General features: G+C 39.4%; 16 protein-coding genes. 11 read left to right on the top strand and 5 right to left on the bottom strand.

The features are described 5' to 3' along the window. The first annotated feature begins 212 nt into the window (after positions 1-212). The 4 genes from V7137_RS12045 (at position 213) to fabF (ending at position 4374) form a co-directional block, all read left to right on the top strand. A complete protein-coding gene (locus tag V7137_RS12045; protein WP_335698310.1) occupies positions 213-1193 on the top strand; it encodes a quinone oxidoreductase family protein in 981 nt (326 codons plus the stop codon). 72 nt (positions 1194-1265) lie between these two features. After that, positions 1266-2234, top strand: a complete 969-nt coding sequence (locus V7137_RS12050; RefSeq protein ID WP_335698311.1) for a hypothetical protein — start codon at positions 1266-1268, stop codon at positions 2232-2234. A gap of 453 nt (positions 2235-2687) precedes the next feature. Then, on the top strand, positions 2688-2969 hold the full coding sequence (locus V7137_RS12055; RefSeq protein WP_335698312.1) for a phospholipase: 282 nt from the start codon (positions 2688-2690) through the stop codon (positions 2967-2969). Between the two features lie 163 nt (positions 2970-3132). After that, on the top strand, positions 3133-4374 hold the full coding sequence (gene fabF / locus V7137_RS12060) for a beta-ketoacyl-ACP synthase II (protein WP_335698313.1): 1242 nt from the start codon (positions 3133-3135) through the stop codon (positions 4372-4374). Positions 4375-4675: 301 nt separating this feature from the next. Here the strand turns inward: fabF and rlmN are convergent, their stop codons facing one another. Together rlmN and V7137_RS12070 are read right to left on the bottom strand one after the other, a co-directional pair. Further along, the gene (gene rlmN / locus V7137_RS12065) at positions 4676-5734 is read right to left on the bottom strand and encodes a 23S rRNA (adenine(2503)-C(2))-methyltransferase RlmN (protein ID WP_335698314.1); all 1059 of its coding nucleotides are present in this window, start codon (positions 5732-5734) and stop codon (positions 4676-4678) included. Between the two features lie 72 nt (positions 5735-5806). After that, complete coding sequence (locus V7137_RS12070) at positions 5807-6778, bottom strand: TRM11 family SAM-dependent methyltransferase (protein ID WP_420490120.1); 972 nt, start codon at positions 6776-6778, stop codon at positions 5807-5809. Positions 6779-7016: 238 nt separating this feature from the next. Between V7137_RS12070 and V7137_RS12075 the strand changes: the two genes are divergently transcribed. Both V7137_RS12075 and V7137_RS12080 read left to right on the top strand, forming a co-directional pair. Beyond that, complete coding sequence (locus V7137_RS12075; protein WP_335698316.1) at positions 7017-7469, top strand: NUDIX hydrolase; 453 nt, start codon at positions 7017-7019, stop codon at positions 7467-7469. Between the two features lie 157 nt (positions 7470-7626). Continuing rightward, entirely contained in the window at positions 7627-8487 is an 861-nt protein-coding gene (locus V7137_RS12080) for an alpha/beta hydrolase (protein WP_335698317.1), read from the top strand. A gap of 82 nt (positions 8488-8569) precedes the next feature. On the opposite strand, the gene V7137_RS12085 is transcribed toward V7137_RS12080, so the two are convergent. Continuing rightward, complete coding sequence (locus V7137_RS12085; protein ID WP_335698318.1) at positions 8570-8968, bottom strand: VOC family protein; 399 nt, start codon at positions 8966-8968, stop codon at positions 8570-8572. A gap of 236 nt (positions 8969-9204) precedes the next feature. Here V7137_RS12085 and bioB point away from each other — a divergent pair, with 236 nt between their 5' ends. Further along, positions 9205-10203, top strand: coding sequence for a biotin synthase BioB (gene bioB, locus V7137_RS12090; RefSeq protein ID WP_335698319.1), 999 nt, complete (start codon positions 9205-9207; stop codon positions 10201-10203). Positions 10204-10334: 131 nt separating this feature from the next. On the opposite strand, the gene V7137_RS12095 is transcribed toward bioB, so the two are convergent. Continuing rightward, positions 10335-11168 carry an RMD1 family protein gene (locus V7137_RS12095; protein WP_335698320.1) on the bottom strand — a complete coding sequence of 278 codons (834 nt, stop codon included), beginning with the start codon at positions 11166-11168 and terminating at the stop codon, positions 10335-10337. Positions 11169-11380: 212 nt separating this feature from the next. Here V7137_RS12095 and V7137_RS12100 point away from each other — a divergent pair, with 212 nt between their 5' ends. The 4 genes from V7137_RS12100 to V7137_RS12115 all read left to right on the top strand — a co-directional run bounded on the left by V7137_RS12100 (position 11381) and on the right by V7137_RS12115 (position 15965). After that, positions 11381-12964: a spore germination protein gene (locus tag V7137_RS12100; RefSeq protein ID WP_335698321.1), complete on the top strand. Its 1584-nt coding sequence runs from the start codon at positions 11381-11383 to the stop codon at positions 12962-12964. Further along, entirely contained in the window at positions 12961-14163 is a 1203-nt protein-coding gene (locus V7137_RS12105) for a Ger(x)C family spore germination protein (protein WP_335698322.1), read from the top strand. The genes V7137_RS12100 and V7137_RS12105 overlap by 4 nt, the downstream gene beginning before the upstream one ends. Next, entirely contained in the window at positions 14160-15251 is a 1092-nt protein-coding gene (locus V7137_RS12110; protein WP_335698323.1) for a GerAB/ArcD/ProY family transporter, read from the top strand. Before V7137_RS12105 ends, V7137_RS12110 begins: the two co-directional genes overlap by 4 nt. A 147-nt stretch (positions 15252-15398) precedes the next feature. After that, positions 15399-15965, top strand: coding sequence for a TIGR00730 family Rossman fold protein (locus tag V7137_RS12115; protein ID WP_335698324.1), 567 nt, complete (start codon positions 15399-15401; stop codon positions 15963-15965). 362 nt (positions 15966-16327) lie between these two features. Here the strand turns inward: V7137_RS12115 and V7137_RS12120 are convergent, their stop codons facing one another. Next, the gene (locus tag V7137_RS12120) at positions 16328-17752 is read right to left on the bottom strand and encodes a hypothetical protein (RefSeq protein ID WP_335698325.1); all 1425 of its coding nucleotides are present in this window, start codon (positions 17750-17752) and stop codon (positions 16328-16330) included. Positions 17753-18785: the final 1033 nt, after the last annotated feature.

Genomic DNA, 18785 nt, shown 5'->3' on the forward strand with positions numbered 1-18785 from the left:
CAGTAAAAGTTGTCCGAATCCCCCGCCAAGGCTAATTTCAGATACCCCCGTCCCTAATCCCCCACCCAGCATTCTTCAATTAAAGAGTAACTCCAATGAGGTTTAATAGACTCTTTCTATTCCTACCACTGATTTACTTATACTATAATAATAGTAAAATATTTCTAAAACGAGGCAACTGACGATGGATATCTAAAAAGGGAGGAAAAATGGTGAAAGCAATTATCGCGACGCAATTCGGGGGTCCTGAGGTTCTTAACTACACAGAAATTGAGATTACAAGTATTAAACCTTCACAGGTATTAATAAAGGTTGAAAAGACTAGTGTGAACTTTGCGGATATTAAAACAAGGTACGGTAAAAAGGGCGGCGGAAAGGTTCCGTTTGTTCCGGGATTGGATGCTGCGGGGGTCATCGAAAGTGTCGGTTCGGAGGTTCAACGTTTTAAGGTTGGACAAAGAGTGGTCGCCTTCCCTGCAAACGGCTCCTATGCTGAATATGTCGTCGCAGAGGAAACTCTTACTTTTGCCCTTCCAGATCGTATCGGGTTTGAAACAGCAGCTGCATGTCCGACCGTTTCTTTTTTAGCTTACAAACTACTTGCTGACATTGCGAGAATCGAGAAAGGCGAAACAGTCCTCATCCATTCGGCTGCAGGAGGAGTGGGCACAACCGCCATTCAATTAGCAAAGCTATTAGGTGCTGGAAAAGTGATTGGAACAGTTGGTAATGAAGTCAAGGCATCGGTTGCTCTGGAGGCAGGAGCGGATCATGTCATTTGCTATGAAACAGAGGATTTTGCCACACAAGTAAATGAACTGACAGATGGCAAAGGGATCAATATAATTCTCGATTCAGTTGCCGGTTGGGTTTCGGAAAAAAGTCTAGAATGCCTTGCCCTTTATGGACGCTTAGTCCATTTTGGGAATTCCAGTGGTATTGCGGGGAATTTTAAAACGAGTGAATTACATTCCAGCTGTCGATCCATCCTCGGATTTAGCCTAGGTACAACAAGAAAGCTTAATCCGCAAATACTAGAGGACACCGCACAACATGTTTTCGAATATCTAGCAAATGGAAGTTTACAAATAAAAATCGGGCATACCTTCCCATTGAAAGATGCGGCCTTAGCCCACGAATTAATAGAAAGCCGTCTAAACAAAGGAAAAGTATTGTTGGATGTAACTAATTAAACTTAGATCAGATGACTGGCACCTTTCGAAAATATGATGACCGTTTAGGACACTAATATAGGAGAGACAAATATGAGAAAACTATTGATAATCGTTTTTTCAAGCATTCTGTTAGCTGGATGCGGTAATGACACATACGATAAAGCCCTTGAACAAGGAAAATTGGCATTGGCAAAAGGGGAGAATGAGAAAGCGCTCGGCCTTTTTGAACTAGCATTAGAGGAAAAACCAAATGATAAAGAGGCAAAGCAAATCTATCAAACATTACAAACGCTGGCTCTAGTTCAAGCAGGTGTAGAAAATCAACATTGGGATGAAGCCTTAACGAAAGGGAATACCCTGCTCAAAGAAAAGAATTTATCGAGCAGCATTAAAAAGGAAATAAAGCAATATTTAGAAACAGCAGAGGCAGGAAAGGCCCAATTTAATGTAATCTCAGGAAAAGTAGAAACAATTAAACTCCTTATTAGAGAAAAGAAGTACAAGGAAGCTCAAAAACTCATTAGTGAATTAAAACAAGATGAAGGGGCGAAAGAGGCATTAACTACTTTTTCAGAGGAAGTAGATAGATTGGAATTAGCTGCAAATGAAGAAATAAAGAGGCAGGCTGCAGCAGCTGCACGAATCGAGGAGGAAAGGAAAAAGAATCAAATTAGCTGGAAAACCTACCATAACGGGAGATTTGGTTTTACGATTAACTATCCAAAGAGCTGGGTTTTAGGGCCTGAACCGACAAATGGTGATGGAAGGGCGCTGTATCAAGGAAATGATGCAGAGGTAGTTGCCTCTGGAAGTAATTATATGGAAGAGTATGCGGGGGACTTTTCTAATTATAAAAAAATAAAAACAAACACGGGTTTTGACGCTTATTTATTAGAAGAAAACAATGGTTCTGAAATAACCATTGATGGGCTCATCATTAATGGTGATATCGAATTTCATTTAAGTGCCACAATGAATCAGAGTTTTTATAATAAGTATTCGGATGTACTTAAGAAGATGTTTTACAATGTAAGGTTAGATTACAAAACCAGTCAATAAAACCGACGCTTTAAAAAATACACTGGCCCCTATCCTTTTTAAGGACTAGGGGCCAATTTTATTTTCAATGTATAGTTAGTGCGAATAAAATTATTCCTCTTCTGTATAAGCTTCAGTGGTCGTATCCATGCACTCCCAACATTCACTTCTATTCCTCTCATACTTGGACAATTCACTCCCACATGAAATGCAAAAATCCATAAGAATCGATTCCCCTTTCAAGTGAAAAATTTAATAATGTTAAAGCTATTTGTTTATTTATATTCCAACATAGCTTGTTAGATAACCATGTTCCAGCAAGTAAAAACAAATCATTTGTTTATTTCATTCACACACGAATGGCAGATACTCTACTGACACACTGGGGTCAAAACCCTATATAGAATACCAGTCTAATCAGGTTTTGTAATTTTTCATATTAATATAGTAATAAACTCTCAGGAGGTGAAATGAATGAAACGTAGGAAAAAGAGCCTGCTGCCGCTATGTATTTTTCCAGGCTATCGTTGGTGCGGCCCAGGATGCAGCGGGCCGGGTAGACCCATTAATGATGTTGATAACTGCTGCTACCATCATGATCGCTGTTTGAGCCAAGGGAATTCCCCATGCTATTGTGATAAGCAATTTATGAAATGCCTCAGCTCAAAAATGGATCCCCATACGCAAAAAGGTAGAAATGCACGCTTAATGTACGGGTTCATGAAACTGAAAACCACGTTCACCTGCCCAAAATAGTTGCTATAATGTTAACCCACTAAACGGATGCTCGAACTCAACCTAAATCAAATCATTGTCCAATATTGATTTGTCCTGCCGCTCTGAATTAGTTAAACTATATGGAGGATAGATTTCCTAATCGTATGTAGGTACCTAATAAATAGGTGGGAGAGAGCATTAAATGAGTAGAAGAGTAGTGATTACAGGTATTGGAGCAGTCACTCCTTTGGGGAATGATGCTCATTCAACATGGGAACAAATTAAAAGTGGTGTATCAGGTATTGGTCCTGCCACCATATTTGATGTAGAAAAAGTGGATATCAAAATCGCAGCAGAAGTAAAAGGCTTCGTACCAGAAGAATTTATGGATAAAAAAGAAGCGAGAAGAATGGGTCGTTATAGCCAGTTTGCTGTGGCAGCAAGTCAAATGGCTGTAAAGGATGCAGGGATTCAAATCGGAGAGGATATTCAACCTGAACGGGTGGGTGTTTGGATTGGATCCGGCATTGGCGGTTTAGGTGAGTTTGAGGAACAACATCGGAAATTTATTGAAAAAGGCCAAAGAAGGGTCAATCCGTTTATTATTCCCATGTTTATCCCGGACATGGCGGCTGGACAAGTTTCGATTGCACTTGGAGCAAAAGGAATCAACAATTGTTCGGTTACGGCGTGTGCTTCAGGCTCCAATTCCATCGGTGATGCATTCCGCGTTATTCAAAAGGGGGATGTGGATATGATGATTGCTGGCGGAACAGAAGCAACGATTACAGAGATGACCGTTGCCGGATTTTCTAACATGACCGCTCTTTCAAAAAATCCAGATCCAAAAACAGCAAGCAGGCCTTTTGATAAAAATCGTGATGGATTTGTCATAGGGGAAGGGGCAGGAATTGTAGTCCTAGAAGAATTAGAACACGCAATTGCCCGTGGTGCTAGCATATACGGGGAATTGATTGGATATGGAGCTACAGGTGATGCTCATCATATTACCACACCTGCAGCAGACGGCGAAGGTGCAGGAAGGGCAATGAAATTGGCATTAGCGGATGCTGGGATTTCCCCTGAACAAGTCGATTATATCAATGCTCATGGGACGTCCACCTATTATAATGATTTGTATGAAACGTTAGCGATTAAAGAAGTTTTCAAAGAACACGCTTACACTTTATCAGTAAGTTCCACGAAATCAATGACTGGCCACTTGTTGGGAGCGACAGGGGCAATTGAGGCCATTTTCTCTGTATTAGCCCTCAAGGAAGGAATTATACCTCCAACTATAAACTATGAAACACCGGATGAACAACTTGATTTAGATTATGTTCCTAATGAGGCAAAGAAGAAGGATGTTCAAGTGGTTTTATCCAATTCATTAGGATTCGGCGGGCATAATGCCACATTGATTTTTAAAAAATTTAACGAGTAACGATAGCAAGCAGTTAAAACTAGGTGTCTAATATCATTAGATACCTTTTTGTATTTTTCTATCAAAAAACAAGTCGATAAAAGGCATTTTTTCGTTTATTAATCACTCTTCGACATGCTTCCCAATCATTCGTTACTAACCAAACGTTTGATTAGAAATATAAAAAATCCTTCAATTAAAAGGATTTTTTCCCGGGAAATGGAGAAAAGAATGTCGGAATTCGATTCGACATAAAAAGACCGGGTATCGCTGCCCGGTCCTCTTATGTCTATTGAATTCTTTATTTAGGAAATTACGGTGCTTACGCTTTTCTTATTTGTTTGCTACGTAACTGTCCGCACGCCGCATCAATATCTGTCCCATGTTCTTGGCGGATTTTGCAATTAATTCCGCTCTTTTTTAACGTATCATAAAACGCCAGGACCGATTCCTGTTCACTTCTTTGATATTGACTATGTTCATCAACAGGATTATATGGAATTAAGTTTACATAGACTTTCTGACCTAGAGGACGCAGGAGTTCGGCAAGTTGCTCGGCTTCCTGCTTATGATCATTTACATCTCGCAACAGAATATATTCAATGGTTATCCGACGGTTTGTTTCGTTTACGTAATATTCCATCGCCTTCATTAATTTTTCAATAGGAATGGCACGGTTTATTTTCATAATACGCGTCCGAAGTTCGTTATTTGGCGCATGCAAGGAAACCGCCAGATTTACCTGAAGCCCCATATCCGTGAACTCAATAAGCTTGTCCGCGAGACCGCTGGTTGATACGGTAATCCGTCTAGCTGCAATCGCAAGCCCTTTATCATCTTTAATGACCTTGATAAAGTCTAATAGGTTTTCAAAATTATCAAATGGTTCACCAATCCCCATCACGACCACATGACTGACTGTTTCTCCTTGATCTTTGCTGTCCAGATGGAGTTGTACGTTCATAATCTGCTCAACAATTTCCCCACTGGATAAATCCCGGCTTTTCGCTAATAAACCACTTGCGCAAAAACTGCAGCCGATGTTACAGCCTACTTGCGTTGTCACACAGACAGAAAGACCATATTTCTGACGCATTAGAACCGTTTCAATTAAGTTGCCATCTTGCAGTTTAAACAGAAACTTAATCGTGCCATCAGCTGATTCTTGTTTAATGTGCTCCTGTAGGGTTTGGATCTCGAAGTTGTCTGATAGTAATTGAAGACATGCTTGATTTACTTCCGTCATATCTGAGAAATTTGTGACACGCTTTCGATAAAGATATTCCCAAATTTTTTGTGCCCTCGACTTCTTCTCCCCGTGCTCGATAAGCCAGGATGCCAATTGATCTATCGTTAATCCATATATGGACTCTTTATTCATAAGTTCCCCTCATTTCGTTACAGTAATAGTTCTTTTTTTACACAGATTCCGATATATCTTAATGGAGCCCAATCAATTACATACAATCACTTCTCGAATAAATAACCCTTTTTTAGCAACCGCTCGATCAATAATCGAAAAACCTGCTTTTATAAGGATTTCATCGATCGGTTCAACGGTGACCACGACCACTTTGTTAGCAAACCTACGTGCACTTTGAAGCATTTCTAGCTTTTCTTCTGGGGTTATCACCGAACATAAATTATATGGCAAATCAATAATCGCTACATCATAATGATTGGTGATATCGCGAAGATCCGCTAAGTTTATCTCTCCATTAAGACCAAAGTGTACCAGGTTTTCTCGTGCTCCAGGAAGGATCAACTGATTTCGATCGCTTCCGACCATATCAATTCCCATTGATCGGGCTTCAACTAGGACGGTTCCAATTCCACAACAGGGATCGATGGCCTTAATTCCGTTTGGGTTGGGGATGGCAATATTTACGACTGCTCTAGCAACACGTGTGTTTAGCGCTGTGGAGTATCCATGTGGCTTCTTTTGATGTTGAAACCAAACCGATTCACTTTTCACATACTCACCGAATATCCATCGTCCGTTTATATGCATGACCCCAAACAACTGATCAGGATTACGAAGATTTGCTTTACCATTGACGTGTAATCCGATCTCTCGTTCAATACCACGTCGTTTCTCGAATCCATCTTTTTTACTTTTCGCCTGTCCATTATTTTTAACGTAGGTGACTTTAAACGTTGCTCCGCTTAGTTGTAAAGTTTCTACCTTAATAACAAGATTTTCAAGACTTTCCGCCTCATATAACACAGTAATTCTTTCCTTAATAAAAGGGCTTCGACTTGGATCAATTTTTAGGAAAGTTTCCAAGACGTTAGATTGAGACACCTCACCGAAAAATGAGCGCATTTCCAAAGCACACAAAGAGCGTTCATCTTCAGAACAGGCATAAGTATATATATAGGTCATTCCTTTTTGGGGAGTAATATCCAATTCATTATCATACATTAATTTATTTATTTCATCTTCACCTCAAGTGTTATCTGAAAAACATTATCTATTATACCAAGAAAAGGCGCATTTTTGAAGATTTCCTATAATTGGGTGTCCGTTAGGATGTCAGGCACCAACCGGTAGTGCCTGACACCCTATTATGCTACTTTCTTACGAACAGTGACAAGCACAGTTGCACCAGTATATATTAATTTAGTGATAATTATTATGAGGAAAATATTGGAGGATGCAAATGGGCTATATGGAAGATTTACGAAAAATTATTGGAAACCAGCCACTTATTTTAGTAGGTGCTGTGGTGGCGGTTATTGATGAAAAAGGAAAAATTCTTTTACAAAAAAGACCTGAAGGCGTCTGGGGACTTCCAGGCGGGCTATTAGAATTAGGGGAATCGGTTGAGGAGGCTGGAAGAAGGGAAGTTTTTGAAGAAACAGGCGTTGAAATTGGTCAACTTCAGTTAGTAGAGGTTTTTTCAGGTAGACAGTATTTTCGAAAGCTGCCAAATGGCGATGAATTCTATCCAGTCACGATTGCCTATTTATCAAAAGATATTAAAAATCGCACGATTCAAATTGATAGGAAAGAGACGATTGATGCAGGATTTTTCCCAATACACGAGTTACCGGAACATACAAGTCCATTGGTCAAAACGATGATACAACGATTTGCTAATATTATGGCGTAGTCATAGTGAGGAGTTTATTCCCTCGAAAGGGCATTTGGGAGTACGAACAGTGACAAGGCATCTAGCCTTATAATAAAATGAACTTTAAAGGCTTTCTAAACTTAAAAAGGAGTTTAGATAATTATTAATAGTGTTTGCAACAGGAGGATTACTTGGAATGACAACAGTAGGGACATTTAATGGTGTTGATGGAACGGAACTATTCTTCCGAGTAATTGAACCATTAACAACTCCAAAAGCGGTGGTTATTTTAGTTCATGGACATGGCGATCATAGCGGAGGGCTACAGAATCTAAGTACCAGTTTGGTTGACCATAATTATATAGTTTATGCTTTTGATTTACGCGGTCATGGAAAAAGTGCTGGTAAAAGGGGATTTATCCGGAGTTGGGATGAATTTAGTGGCGATTTACACAAGTTCCGTAAGCTTGTTTCACTTGATCAGCCTAATCTGCCTTTGTATATTGTGGGACATAGCATTGGCGGCTTGATGACTCTCGACTATGCCTTGGACCATAGTACCGGCATTTCAGGGATTATTGCGATATCCCCCGCTATTTCTTATGAAGTGAAACCGTTTGAGCAATTAGGTATAACCCTTATGGGGAAAATTAAACCAGACTACAGTATCAATAAAGCTCGAAAGATCCGATTAGTGAAGAAAAGCTCCGCGCAGCATGCGAAATATTATTCCGACACTTTACGTCACAATATCGTTACGCCTGGCTTGGGAAGCGGATTGATCCAAGCAATAACCCGTTTAGAAAATCAGGCACAATCGCTAACATTGCCGTTATTATTGCAATACGGACTTGACGATAAAATTACTCCGCCAACAAAACTGAACCAATTTTTCCATCTGATTTCATCCAAGGATAAACAGTTGTTTGAATACCCTCTGGCCAAGCATCGTCCCTTTGATGAAGTAGGAAACGAGAAGTTTTTAGGAGATTTACTCGGCTGGTTAAACCAACAGATTGCTAAAAAACAAAAGGTGCAATACAAAGAGATTGGATAAAGGATGGTAAAAGAGGAATTGCTCTAAGAGAACAACAGGAACTCTAGGTTTCTGTTGTTCTCTATAATGGAAAAGACTCCTTTTAGTAACCGTTGGTACCTCCAAATGCAATGCAGTAGTTATCGGGATCGACAATCGCAAATTCCTTCCAAGGTCCTGAATCAGAGTCAATCCAAGGCTCAATAACAATTGTAGCTCGTTTCTCCTTAAACTCAGTATAAAGTTCGTCAAGCTCAGTCCAATTTTCAACATAGCAGTAAATATCATATGCAACCTGCATATCTCCTTTTGCAGGTTTGTTAGGACATACATCTTCTAACGAATTGGCTTGAAGCAGCTTAACTCCTAGCCCAGTGTATCCATCGCGAATCGCCCACCAATCAGTTACCTCACAACCGAGAACATCCCGATAAAAAGTCTTTGATCTTTCTAAATCTGAAACTAGCAGAACCTTTAATGAACTATGTATTTGTTTAGACATTGGTTTACCTGCCTTCAAAAAAATTTTATAGAAAAACCAATTCAATAGATTCTTCGTGTCACAATAAAACACCACACCCTTATTTTACAATGTTTTATAATGATTACAATATATTTCCAAATGTTATTGACAGAATAATTATATGAATCTATTATTTAATTGTTAACTAAAAATTAATTTAAGTTTACAATTAGTGAAGAACCTATCAGAACAAGAAATAAAATGGAGGTATAAAGATGAATAAATGGATGGAACTTGCAGATCGTGTGTTAGATGGGGTGGAAGTAACCAATCAGGAGGCCCTTTCAATTTTAGAATGTCCTGATGATGACGTATTGCTACTCATGCATGCAGCTTTTCAAATCAGAAAGCGCTATTATGGGAAAAAAGTAAAGCTTAATATGATTATGAATACGAAATCCGGACTATGTCCGGAAAATTGTGGCTATTGCTCTCAATCTTCTATTTCGACAGCACCGATTAATTCTTACAGAATGGTGGATAAGGATACTATACTTGAAGGAGCAAAGCGTGCACATGATTTAAATATAGGGACGTACTGTATTGTTGCTAGTGGCAGAGGGCCATCTAATAAAGATGTAGATCACGTTGTGGACGCAGTAAAAGAAATAAAGACTACATATGGATTGAAAGTTTGTGCCTGTCTAGGGCTGTTAAAACCTGAGCAAGCAAAGCGATTAAAAGAAGCCGGGGTAGATCGTTACAATCATAATCTCAATACATCTGCGAGCAATCATGCAAACATCACAACTTCACATACATACGAAGATCGAGTCAATACGGTGGAAACGGTAAAAGAATACGGAATGTCCCCATGTTCAGGTGTCATTGTAGGGATGAAGGAGACAAAGCAAGATGTAGTCGATATGGCTAACAGCTTAAAAGCTCTTGATGCGGATTCAATTCCGGTTAATTTCTTACATGCAATAGATGGTACACCACTAGAAGGCGTAAAAGAATTAAACCCACTTTATTGTTTAAAGGTATTGGCATTATTTCGTTTTATCAATCCAACAAAGGAAATTCGAATTTCCGGAGGCCGAGAAGTCAACCTCCGCTCACTGCAAGCATTAGGCTTGTATGCAGCCAATTCCATCTTTGTCGGTGATTACTTAACCACGACTGGACAAGATGAAACGGAAGATCACAAAATGTTACTTGATTTAGGATTTGAGGTTGAATCCGTAGAAGAAATGAAAGCAAGCTTAAAATAGACGAGTTGATTCTACTATCAAATCACAGCAAAAGACACCCAGCCCGAATCCGCTGGGTGTCTCTTGTTATTTGTAGCATTTTTCGCATTTCTTTACGTATTCCTAGATGACTCGTGGCAACCTAGCTTTATTTACAACCAACCGCCAATTTCCAAAACTGTCAGGACGATCTCAACCACGATAAGTGTTACGATAATCCATTCCACGAATAGTCCTCGGATTGAATGGCTGATGGTAGAAAAACCATCCATAATGTTATACAAAATCTCCGTTTTGCTTTTCAAAATTTTATAACGATCATTCAACTCGAAAAACTCCACCATCCTGTCGTAAAACTCGCTGGCTGTGCTGCTCGTCCAGGTAATATCAGGCTTATCCAAAATCATGATATAAGCAAGGGTATTATACTCATGACGGACGATTTTCGCGGTGGTCCGGGCAAGCTCCTTGTTGCCAATTCGTAAGTTTCCCTTCTCAAGCCTGTCGATCATGGTTTCGAGCTTGTCATGGATTTGCCCAAGTTGTTCCTCCGTTTTCTCAAGCGCGACCGATTTAGCGATGACTGTAGAAATCAATTCAGGGTAAAACTCCTCATATTCAGGCACAACCACATATTCATCGGTCAATTCAAGGTTCTCCGTTTCAGTGATATGAAGGCAATAGTCGTCGCTATATCTGTCCGCATGTTCAATCTCAAAGTCCGGTTCAAAGGAATGGATGTAGTGCAATAAACTGTTAATCTCATCTTCGCAGGAGTGATTAATGAAGACGATGCTGCCAAAGGAAAAGACTAGTACCATTTGCGAATCGTCTACATAGTTATGGAGGATTGATTCTAGAATAGCGCCTCTCAGGATTAAAGGCTGCTCCCAGGTGAATTTTTTTGGAATCCCGCAATGGATGGCAATTTTATTCAAGTCAATTTCATGGGTGACAGCAAATGCTTTAAAGGTAATTTCTTTCACTTTGATCACCTTTCCAGGGAATTGTCCTTTTTCGATTTTATTCTATTCTTAGCAAAAACATGCATCCACAGTCTAAAGTGATTTAAGGACTAATTTGAATAGTGAGCCACTTTTTTGTAATTGTAAAATATTGCATCTTATCCTTAGCAAAAGTGCATATAAACCTCTTTAGTTGGAAAAATATACACAGTGAATTAAAGGGGTGCCCAATAATGGTTCGGTTCCGTAAACGAAAAAAGTTAGACGAATGGAAGAAAATCATTTCACTGTCTCCTGGAGAAGAAACGATCGAACCGTTCAGTTCGGATCTTTCGGAAAATGAGCAAATTTTAAAAGATATGTTTCAAAATTGCGCTGATTTTGTCATTCGTCCTATATATATAACTGGCAAACCTAAAATTCTTCTTATTTATTTAGAGGGGTTAACTGACACAAAAACTCTGGAGAATATGCTCTTCAAACCGATGGTATTTGAGGGGATTCCAAATGATATAGGTGAAATTCGATCAATTGTACAAATCATGGAGAAACAGCTTTTATCTGCCACTCCTGTTAAAACTGTTTCACAGATTAACGAACTGGTTAATGGGGTCTTGAAGGCGAATGTCGGAATATTATTAGAAGGTGAATCAGAAGCTTTACTTGTCAGTTTAACAGAATTTGAAATGCGGAATGTGGAAGAACCGGCAACAGAAATCACCATTAGAGGCCCAAGAGATGGATTTACAGAATTAATCCGGACAAATATCACCCTTCTCCGCAGAAGGATCCGCAGCACAAGACTGAAATTGGAGCCCCTCTCGATTGGCGAACTTTCTCAAACCGATGTTGTTATTGCTTATATTGAGGGAATTGCTCAGGATTCACTATTGGAAGAGGTACGTAAAAGGTTGGGCCGTATTAAAATTGACGCGATACTAGAATCTGAGTATATAGAGGAATTTATTGAGGACATGCCATTTTCGCCATTCCCGCAAATTCAAAATACGGAAAGGCCTGATATTGTAGTGGCCAACTTACTGGAAGGAAAAGTCGCGATTCTCGTCGATAATACTCCGTTTGCCCTCATTGCTCCAATGACATTTTGGGATGGACTTCAGTCGGTTGAGGATTACTATGAACGTTTTTTCTATACCAATTTCATCCGGATTGTTCGTTATGTTTTGTTTAATATGACTCTCTTTTTACCATCTTTATATGTCGCGCTTTCAACCTATCATCCAAAACTAATACCCACTAAACTCCTTATTAGTATAGCGTCAGCTCGAGAGGGTGTCCCGTTCCCAGCCATCATTGAAGCCTTGATTATGGAATTTGTGTTTGAAGGGTTACGGGAGGCTGGGATTCGACTGCCAAGAGCGGTCGGTTCAGCGGTCAGTATTGTTGGAGCACTTGTCGTCGGACAGGCAGCTGTACAAGCAGGTATCGTGTCTGCCCCCATGGTCATTGTCGTAGCAACAACCGGAATTGCCTCGTTTTCAATTCCACGTTACAATCTTGGAACTGCGCTTAGGCTCGTTCGATTTGTCCTGCTGATTTTAGCTGGAATCTTTGGTTTATACGGTATCACTCTGGGCTTTATTATGCTGACCATTCATCTTGTCAATCTCCGCTCTTTTGGGGTTCCATATTTTACTCCTGTGGCCCCGCAGATTCCCCGGGATTTAAAGAGCACTTTATTCAGGTCGCCTCGATGGGCCATGCAGTTTGGTCCGATTTTTACTTTTGGCAGTAATAAACCACGAATTCCTCCTGGTCAAAAGCCGAGTCCGAAAAAAGGGGGAAGAGATGATTGAAGAAAAAGAACATTCTTCATTTAGTATTTTGTTTTTCCTTCTTTTTCATTTCAGGATGCTGGGATAGCAAAGAATTAAATGAACGGGCGATATGGCTGGCTTCAGGCTATGATAGTGCAAAAAATAACGGAGTAGAAATAAGCGGTCAAATTGTCATTCCTTCTAATATGCAAACCCAAGGCAGTTCAGGTGGAGCGACAGAAAAGGGTTTTTTTACGATTTCTGCGAGTGGAAAAAATCCAATGGACTGTTTGGATAACATACAGTTAAAACTTCCAAGGGAGTTGTTTACTGGTCAGCGGCGTGTAATTATTCTCGGTGAACAATTTGCCCGTCGCGGACTTAAGAAAATGATGGATGCAAATCAAAGGAGTCCCGAAGTTAGTTTGCGAACGGATATATTTGTCATCAAGGGGGCTACCGCTAAAGAAGCACTTTCACTAACCAATCCCTTAGAAAAGCCACCTGCTACTGCGGCTTTAAGTATACATGAAGAATCGGGAGGAAGAGGGAACACGACTTACTTAAATTTCATGTCGGCAGCTAACAGTGACGGTCTACGCCCCACACTGCCTGTTCTTGAGTTCAGCAGTTCTCAGAATGGAAAAAAAGCAGGGAAAGTGGGATCAGCTAATCCACCTCTACTACGGGTTGCAGGAGTTGCAATTTTTGATCAAAACCTAAAAATGCGGGGACTTTTGAATATGGAAGAAAACAAACATATGCTTTGGGTAATGGGAATTCTGAAAAAATTTACGATCAGTATTGCAAAAAAGGATAGTAATGCTAGTCTCCAATTAAACAGAATTAGTAGTAAAATTAAACCGCACATAAGTCATCCTAATCAGATTAAGTTCATAGTCACTTTGAAGGGCGAGGGGTCCTTAAGGGAAAGTAATTCAAATTTGGACGTTCAGTACCACAATAATCTTAAACAGCGCGAAAAGGAATTCGAAACGTATGCCCAAAAACAAGTTCAACAAACGATAAAAAAAGTACAAAATGAGTACGGCTTGGATATCTTTGGATTTGGCGAAGTGATCCATCGAAAGAATCCAAAAATGTGGAAATCTTTGAAAAATGATTGGGATAAGAAATTTTCAGAGGCAGAGATTACAGTAAAAACCGACGTAAAGATTACGGACATTGGAATGAATGGGCCCTCATTGTTGTATAAAGAAAGTGAGGTCAAAAAATGAAACTCTCAGCACTGCAAATTTTTTGGCTGATGTTTACTTTCGAAACGGGAAATATGATTCTGATTACCTTTTCCCCAACTTTTCAGGTTGCTAAGCAAGATGCCTGGATATGCTATTGCCTGGCCGGAATTTTAGGTATTATGATTGTATACGTGTCCTCAAGGGCCGCCCTTCTATATCCAGGCAAAACACTTGTTGAATATAGTAAGCTTATTTTTGGCAAGTGGTTCGGAATGCTTATTGTAATTGTTTATCTTATTCAGTGGTTTTCTGTAATCGGTGAAATCTTAAGGGAATTTTCAGAATTTACCATTACTATACTTCTTCCAACTACACCAGTATGGATATTAGTGTTAACCATGCTTTTGATACTAATCTATATAACTTACAGTGGAGGAATTGAAGGGATTGGACGGTGCAGCGAAGTGTTTGGACCCATGGTACTCCTATCCGTTCTCATTATGTTGATTTTATCCGTATCCATTTTTAATTACCGCAATTTTCTGCCTATCTTTGCAGATACGGGATTCCTGCCAATTATGAAAGGAACCTTAACTCCGCTCTCTTTTCTTGGGGAGTCTGTCATGATGTTAATGCTCCTCTCGTTTATGGACCATCCCCAAAAGGGCCCAAAAAGCGCGGTTTGGGGAATTGCTGCAGCTTCATTGCTTGTTAGTTCAGTAGCTATTGGAGTATTACTGATATTGGGACCAGAAATTGCATCAAAGCTACGTCACCCTGCATTTGATACAGTCAGTTATGTTACGGTAATGGATTTTATTCAAAACTTAGAAATCCTGGCTGTTCTGGTCTGGATCCTTAGTATTTTTATTAAATTATCGCTTTACTTCTTCTTAGCCAATTATGGAACGGCACAATTGTTCCATATCAAAAACTGGCGGAAAATGCTCTGGATTACCGTGCCCGTCTTTTTTGGGATATCGGTCATCTATCCTAACCCTACGTATAGCCTCATCTATTTGAATAAGTATTGGATCAATTTTGCCCTTCCGGTCAATATGGTAGGAATCCCTCTTTTACTATGGATTGTAGGAAGTATAAGAAAAAAATTTCAAACACATTTGTAATACGACTGACTGGTTGTTTCCATATCAAATCTTAAATGTAAGGCTCTTCTAATAGAAGTCCGGCGCTTTCACCATAATATCTGTTATTCTAGTCCCAATACGAATCATATATATTTATAATAAATAGAAAAGGAGGGAGGCAGGTTCATGAAACGAATAGCTGTTTTTTGCGGATCCAGTTTCGGCGCTTCAGAGGCTTATAAAAGAGGAGCCATTCAATTAGGGAGAGAGCTGGCAAAACGAAACATTACCTTAGTATACGGAGGTTCGAGTATCGGCTTGATGGGTGCTGTCGCAGATACGGTATTAAGCGAAGGCGGGCACGCAATAGGTGTCATACCTAGAGTGTTGGAAGAACGTGAGATATCACATAAAGGATTAACAAATTTAATTAAAGTGGAAACCATGCACGAGAGAAAAGCAAAAATGGCTGATTTATCTGATGGATTTGTTGTTCTGCCTGGCGGAACCGGAACGCTGGAAGAGTTTTTTGAAATGTTCACATGGGGGCAGATTGGGTTGCATCAAAAGCCATGCGGCCTACTTAATATTGATCATTATTATGACCCATTGCTCAGCCTATTTGACCATATGATCGACCAAAAATTCTTACAAGAAAAATTCCGCACGATGGCAATCATTGAAGAAAAACCAGACGCATTACTCGATAAGTTTTTAGATTATAAACCTCCGACGATCAAAACATACGATTAGGAAATGGAAAAGTCGGTATGCCTATTAAATATAGAGAAAAACCCTGCAGAATATGGATGATTTTTATGGATTGTATATTTCTAGTGATAAGGAGGCATTTGGATTTAATCGGGGTGAACCGTATCATAAATAGAGGCAGTTTTATATTAATTAACATCTAACCTACCAATGTCATAAGGTTCATGAATCGTTTTGGCCTTAAGGTAAGGGTACAGGTTTAGATTTATTGGCGACGTCAAGGATACTATAAAAAATTTACATTTTTCTAGAATAGACATTTTCTTGTGCTTTATTGAAATAGAAAAGGGGGTTCCAAAAGGTAAGTCGAAGCCCACTTTTTGGACATCCCCGTCTCACTATAGTTATTGTTTATCCGTAGCAGTCCATAGAACCGCGGTCGGATTTTGTGCTGTTAAAACTTGTGTACCATGCCACTCCATCAGGGATGCTTGCGGTTTATAATCACTGTCCAGCATGAAGGCACGATTGACATCTTTTACAGTGATTTGGTAGTTCGCAGGTGGATTAATGGTATCGTTCGGATTGGAATCAAACGGAACAGCAATTACCTGAATGCTCTCAATATCACTGGTGGTTGTTCCTGCAGGAAGCTCCACAGTGGTTGCTGCAGGGTTGTCACGTGTTATCGACCAATCCGGAACGTTATGATTAGAAATGTACAGCTTAGGATTTCCTTTCAATTTTACGCCAATCGCTGTTCCCACTCCTGCTGAACCATTCGCAGGTGAAGTCGTTTTGTTGAATTCTACATACAGGTAATTGCGTTGATCGGAAACTTCCTGGGAGTCAGGGTTTGCAATTTGTTCGATTTTTCTTTCACGAATCATTTCCTTTGCCATGACTTGATAGGACCATGGATTTTGATCCATTATGTATTCCCGAGTGCGATTGGAAGGAAGCTCTTGGGAAACATTTAGGAAGAATCTGTATCCGCTCGTCGTATCTCCAGCCTTTACGGCACTAAAATTGTTATTGCTGGTAGATGTGTACATAAGAGGATGGTCTTGTTCCTTTAAACCGTCAAAATCAACTGTTCCGTGACCCGGTGACTGATACTTTTCCGAAATTATCTTGTGATTTGGATTCAGTGTTACCCGATAAATCCACTCGATATCGGTTGTGCGGCCCCAACGTGCCATTAATGCCGGCGTATTTGTCCCGCCATCCTCGTTTGAACAAATCACCGTATATTCAATGGTTATATTTCCATTTGTATCCTTGGATTGGGTATGATACATCATAAGCGGTACATCGGTATAATTATTTTCATAAGCGCCAGGGATATTTGACAGATTGCGGCCATAAAGGATAGGTGAAAAACGGTAGGCTAGTGCATCCTCGGAATCAGAAGATACCACTTTTGTATCCATTTTTATAATATTGACTTGTTTCGCTCCTTCTGGAGACTTGTCCAGATTAAGGGAAGCCTTCAATGTATGAGCACCCGGATCCACGTGTCCAAGAGCTACCTTGTAAGTGAACTTTTGTTGTCCCATAAAGAGAACAATATCCTGGTTGTATTTTCCATCCAACGTTAACGTGATGACCGCTGATTCCTGACCCTTCTTGCTCCAATCTACACCCGGAGCGATTGCAGTTAGATCAAGCAGTGCTTCACCTGAAGATGAAACTGTAAATGTTTTCTCTACTTGTTTATTCTCGGATTGGACTTGGGGAATGGACTCTGCCGCTACAAAGTTAAGCGGAATGGAGGCCAGAGAGATTGATAGAGCAAGTCCGACAGCTAATTTTCTTTTCTTTTTCATTATTTCCTCTCCTTTTTCATCTGAATTATTTTACATAAATAATAGTAATTATTCTTTATTAAATTCACATTATCTGTGAGTTAATTTTATGAAAAAATAATGTAATAGTTTTGTTATTTTCACTTTTTGAATCAAAAAATAAGTCAAGAGAATCTTGACTTATCATCTATTTCATTAAGTTCAACTTCAAGTTAGAGCATTTAACGGGACTGTTCTTGTTTACGGTATTTTTTTAGCCTTTCTTAGTTTTTTTGCATTTAAAAAGGAAAACAGAAAAATCAAGGGCATGATGACAATGATGGTGCCCGGCTTCAATATTGGTCTCTTTGCTTACCAACTTGTAGAAGGAATTTGGGGTCAGGAAGGAATAAAATATTTTGGTATGTTTGACATGGGAAATGCCTTAATTGTTTTTGGATTAACCTATATGATTGGAAGTTTTTATTCCTCTGATAACAATACATTTGAGGTCAAGCACGTGCTTGTGAAAATGTCCAAATCCATTCCTTTTCTGACGTATATAACAGTTTGTGCAATAAGGATAATTGGCCTGCAGCTTCCGACTGTAATCCTTGATGTGGCTGGTGTTATTTCAAAGCCCAATATGCCGTTGTCCCTGTTATTACTCGGAATCTTTCTAGATTTTTCTCTAGACAAAAATTATTTCAATAAAATACTTAACCTTAACGTACGTTGCAGGTTTATGTATTGGCATTTTTTTATTCATTGTTTTACCTTTCGATAAATGTTCAGATATACTATGTTGCTGGGGCTTATTTTGCCTATGTCCTTAACCAGTTTAGTTTATGCTGTTCAATTTAATTATGATAGGAAATTCATTGGAACAGTATCCAATATAACCATTCTAATTAGTTTTGTTTTATTATGGGGGATTGGAAATCTTTTAATGTAAAAAAATCTAAACATATTAGACATGTGACTGGTCCTGTTTTTTTGTTATAAGACCGTTGCCTTTCACAGATAAAAACTGCCGCTTAAATAGGTGCGGTGAACCGTATCATAAGTAAATGAG

Source organism: Neobacillus drentensis (assembly GCF_036962765.1).
Taxonomy (GTDB): Bacteria; Bacillota; Bacilli; order Bacillales; family Cytobacillaceae; genus Neobacillus; species Neobacillus drentensis_C.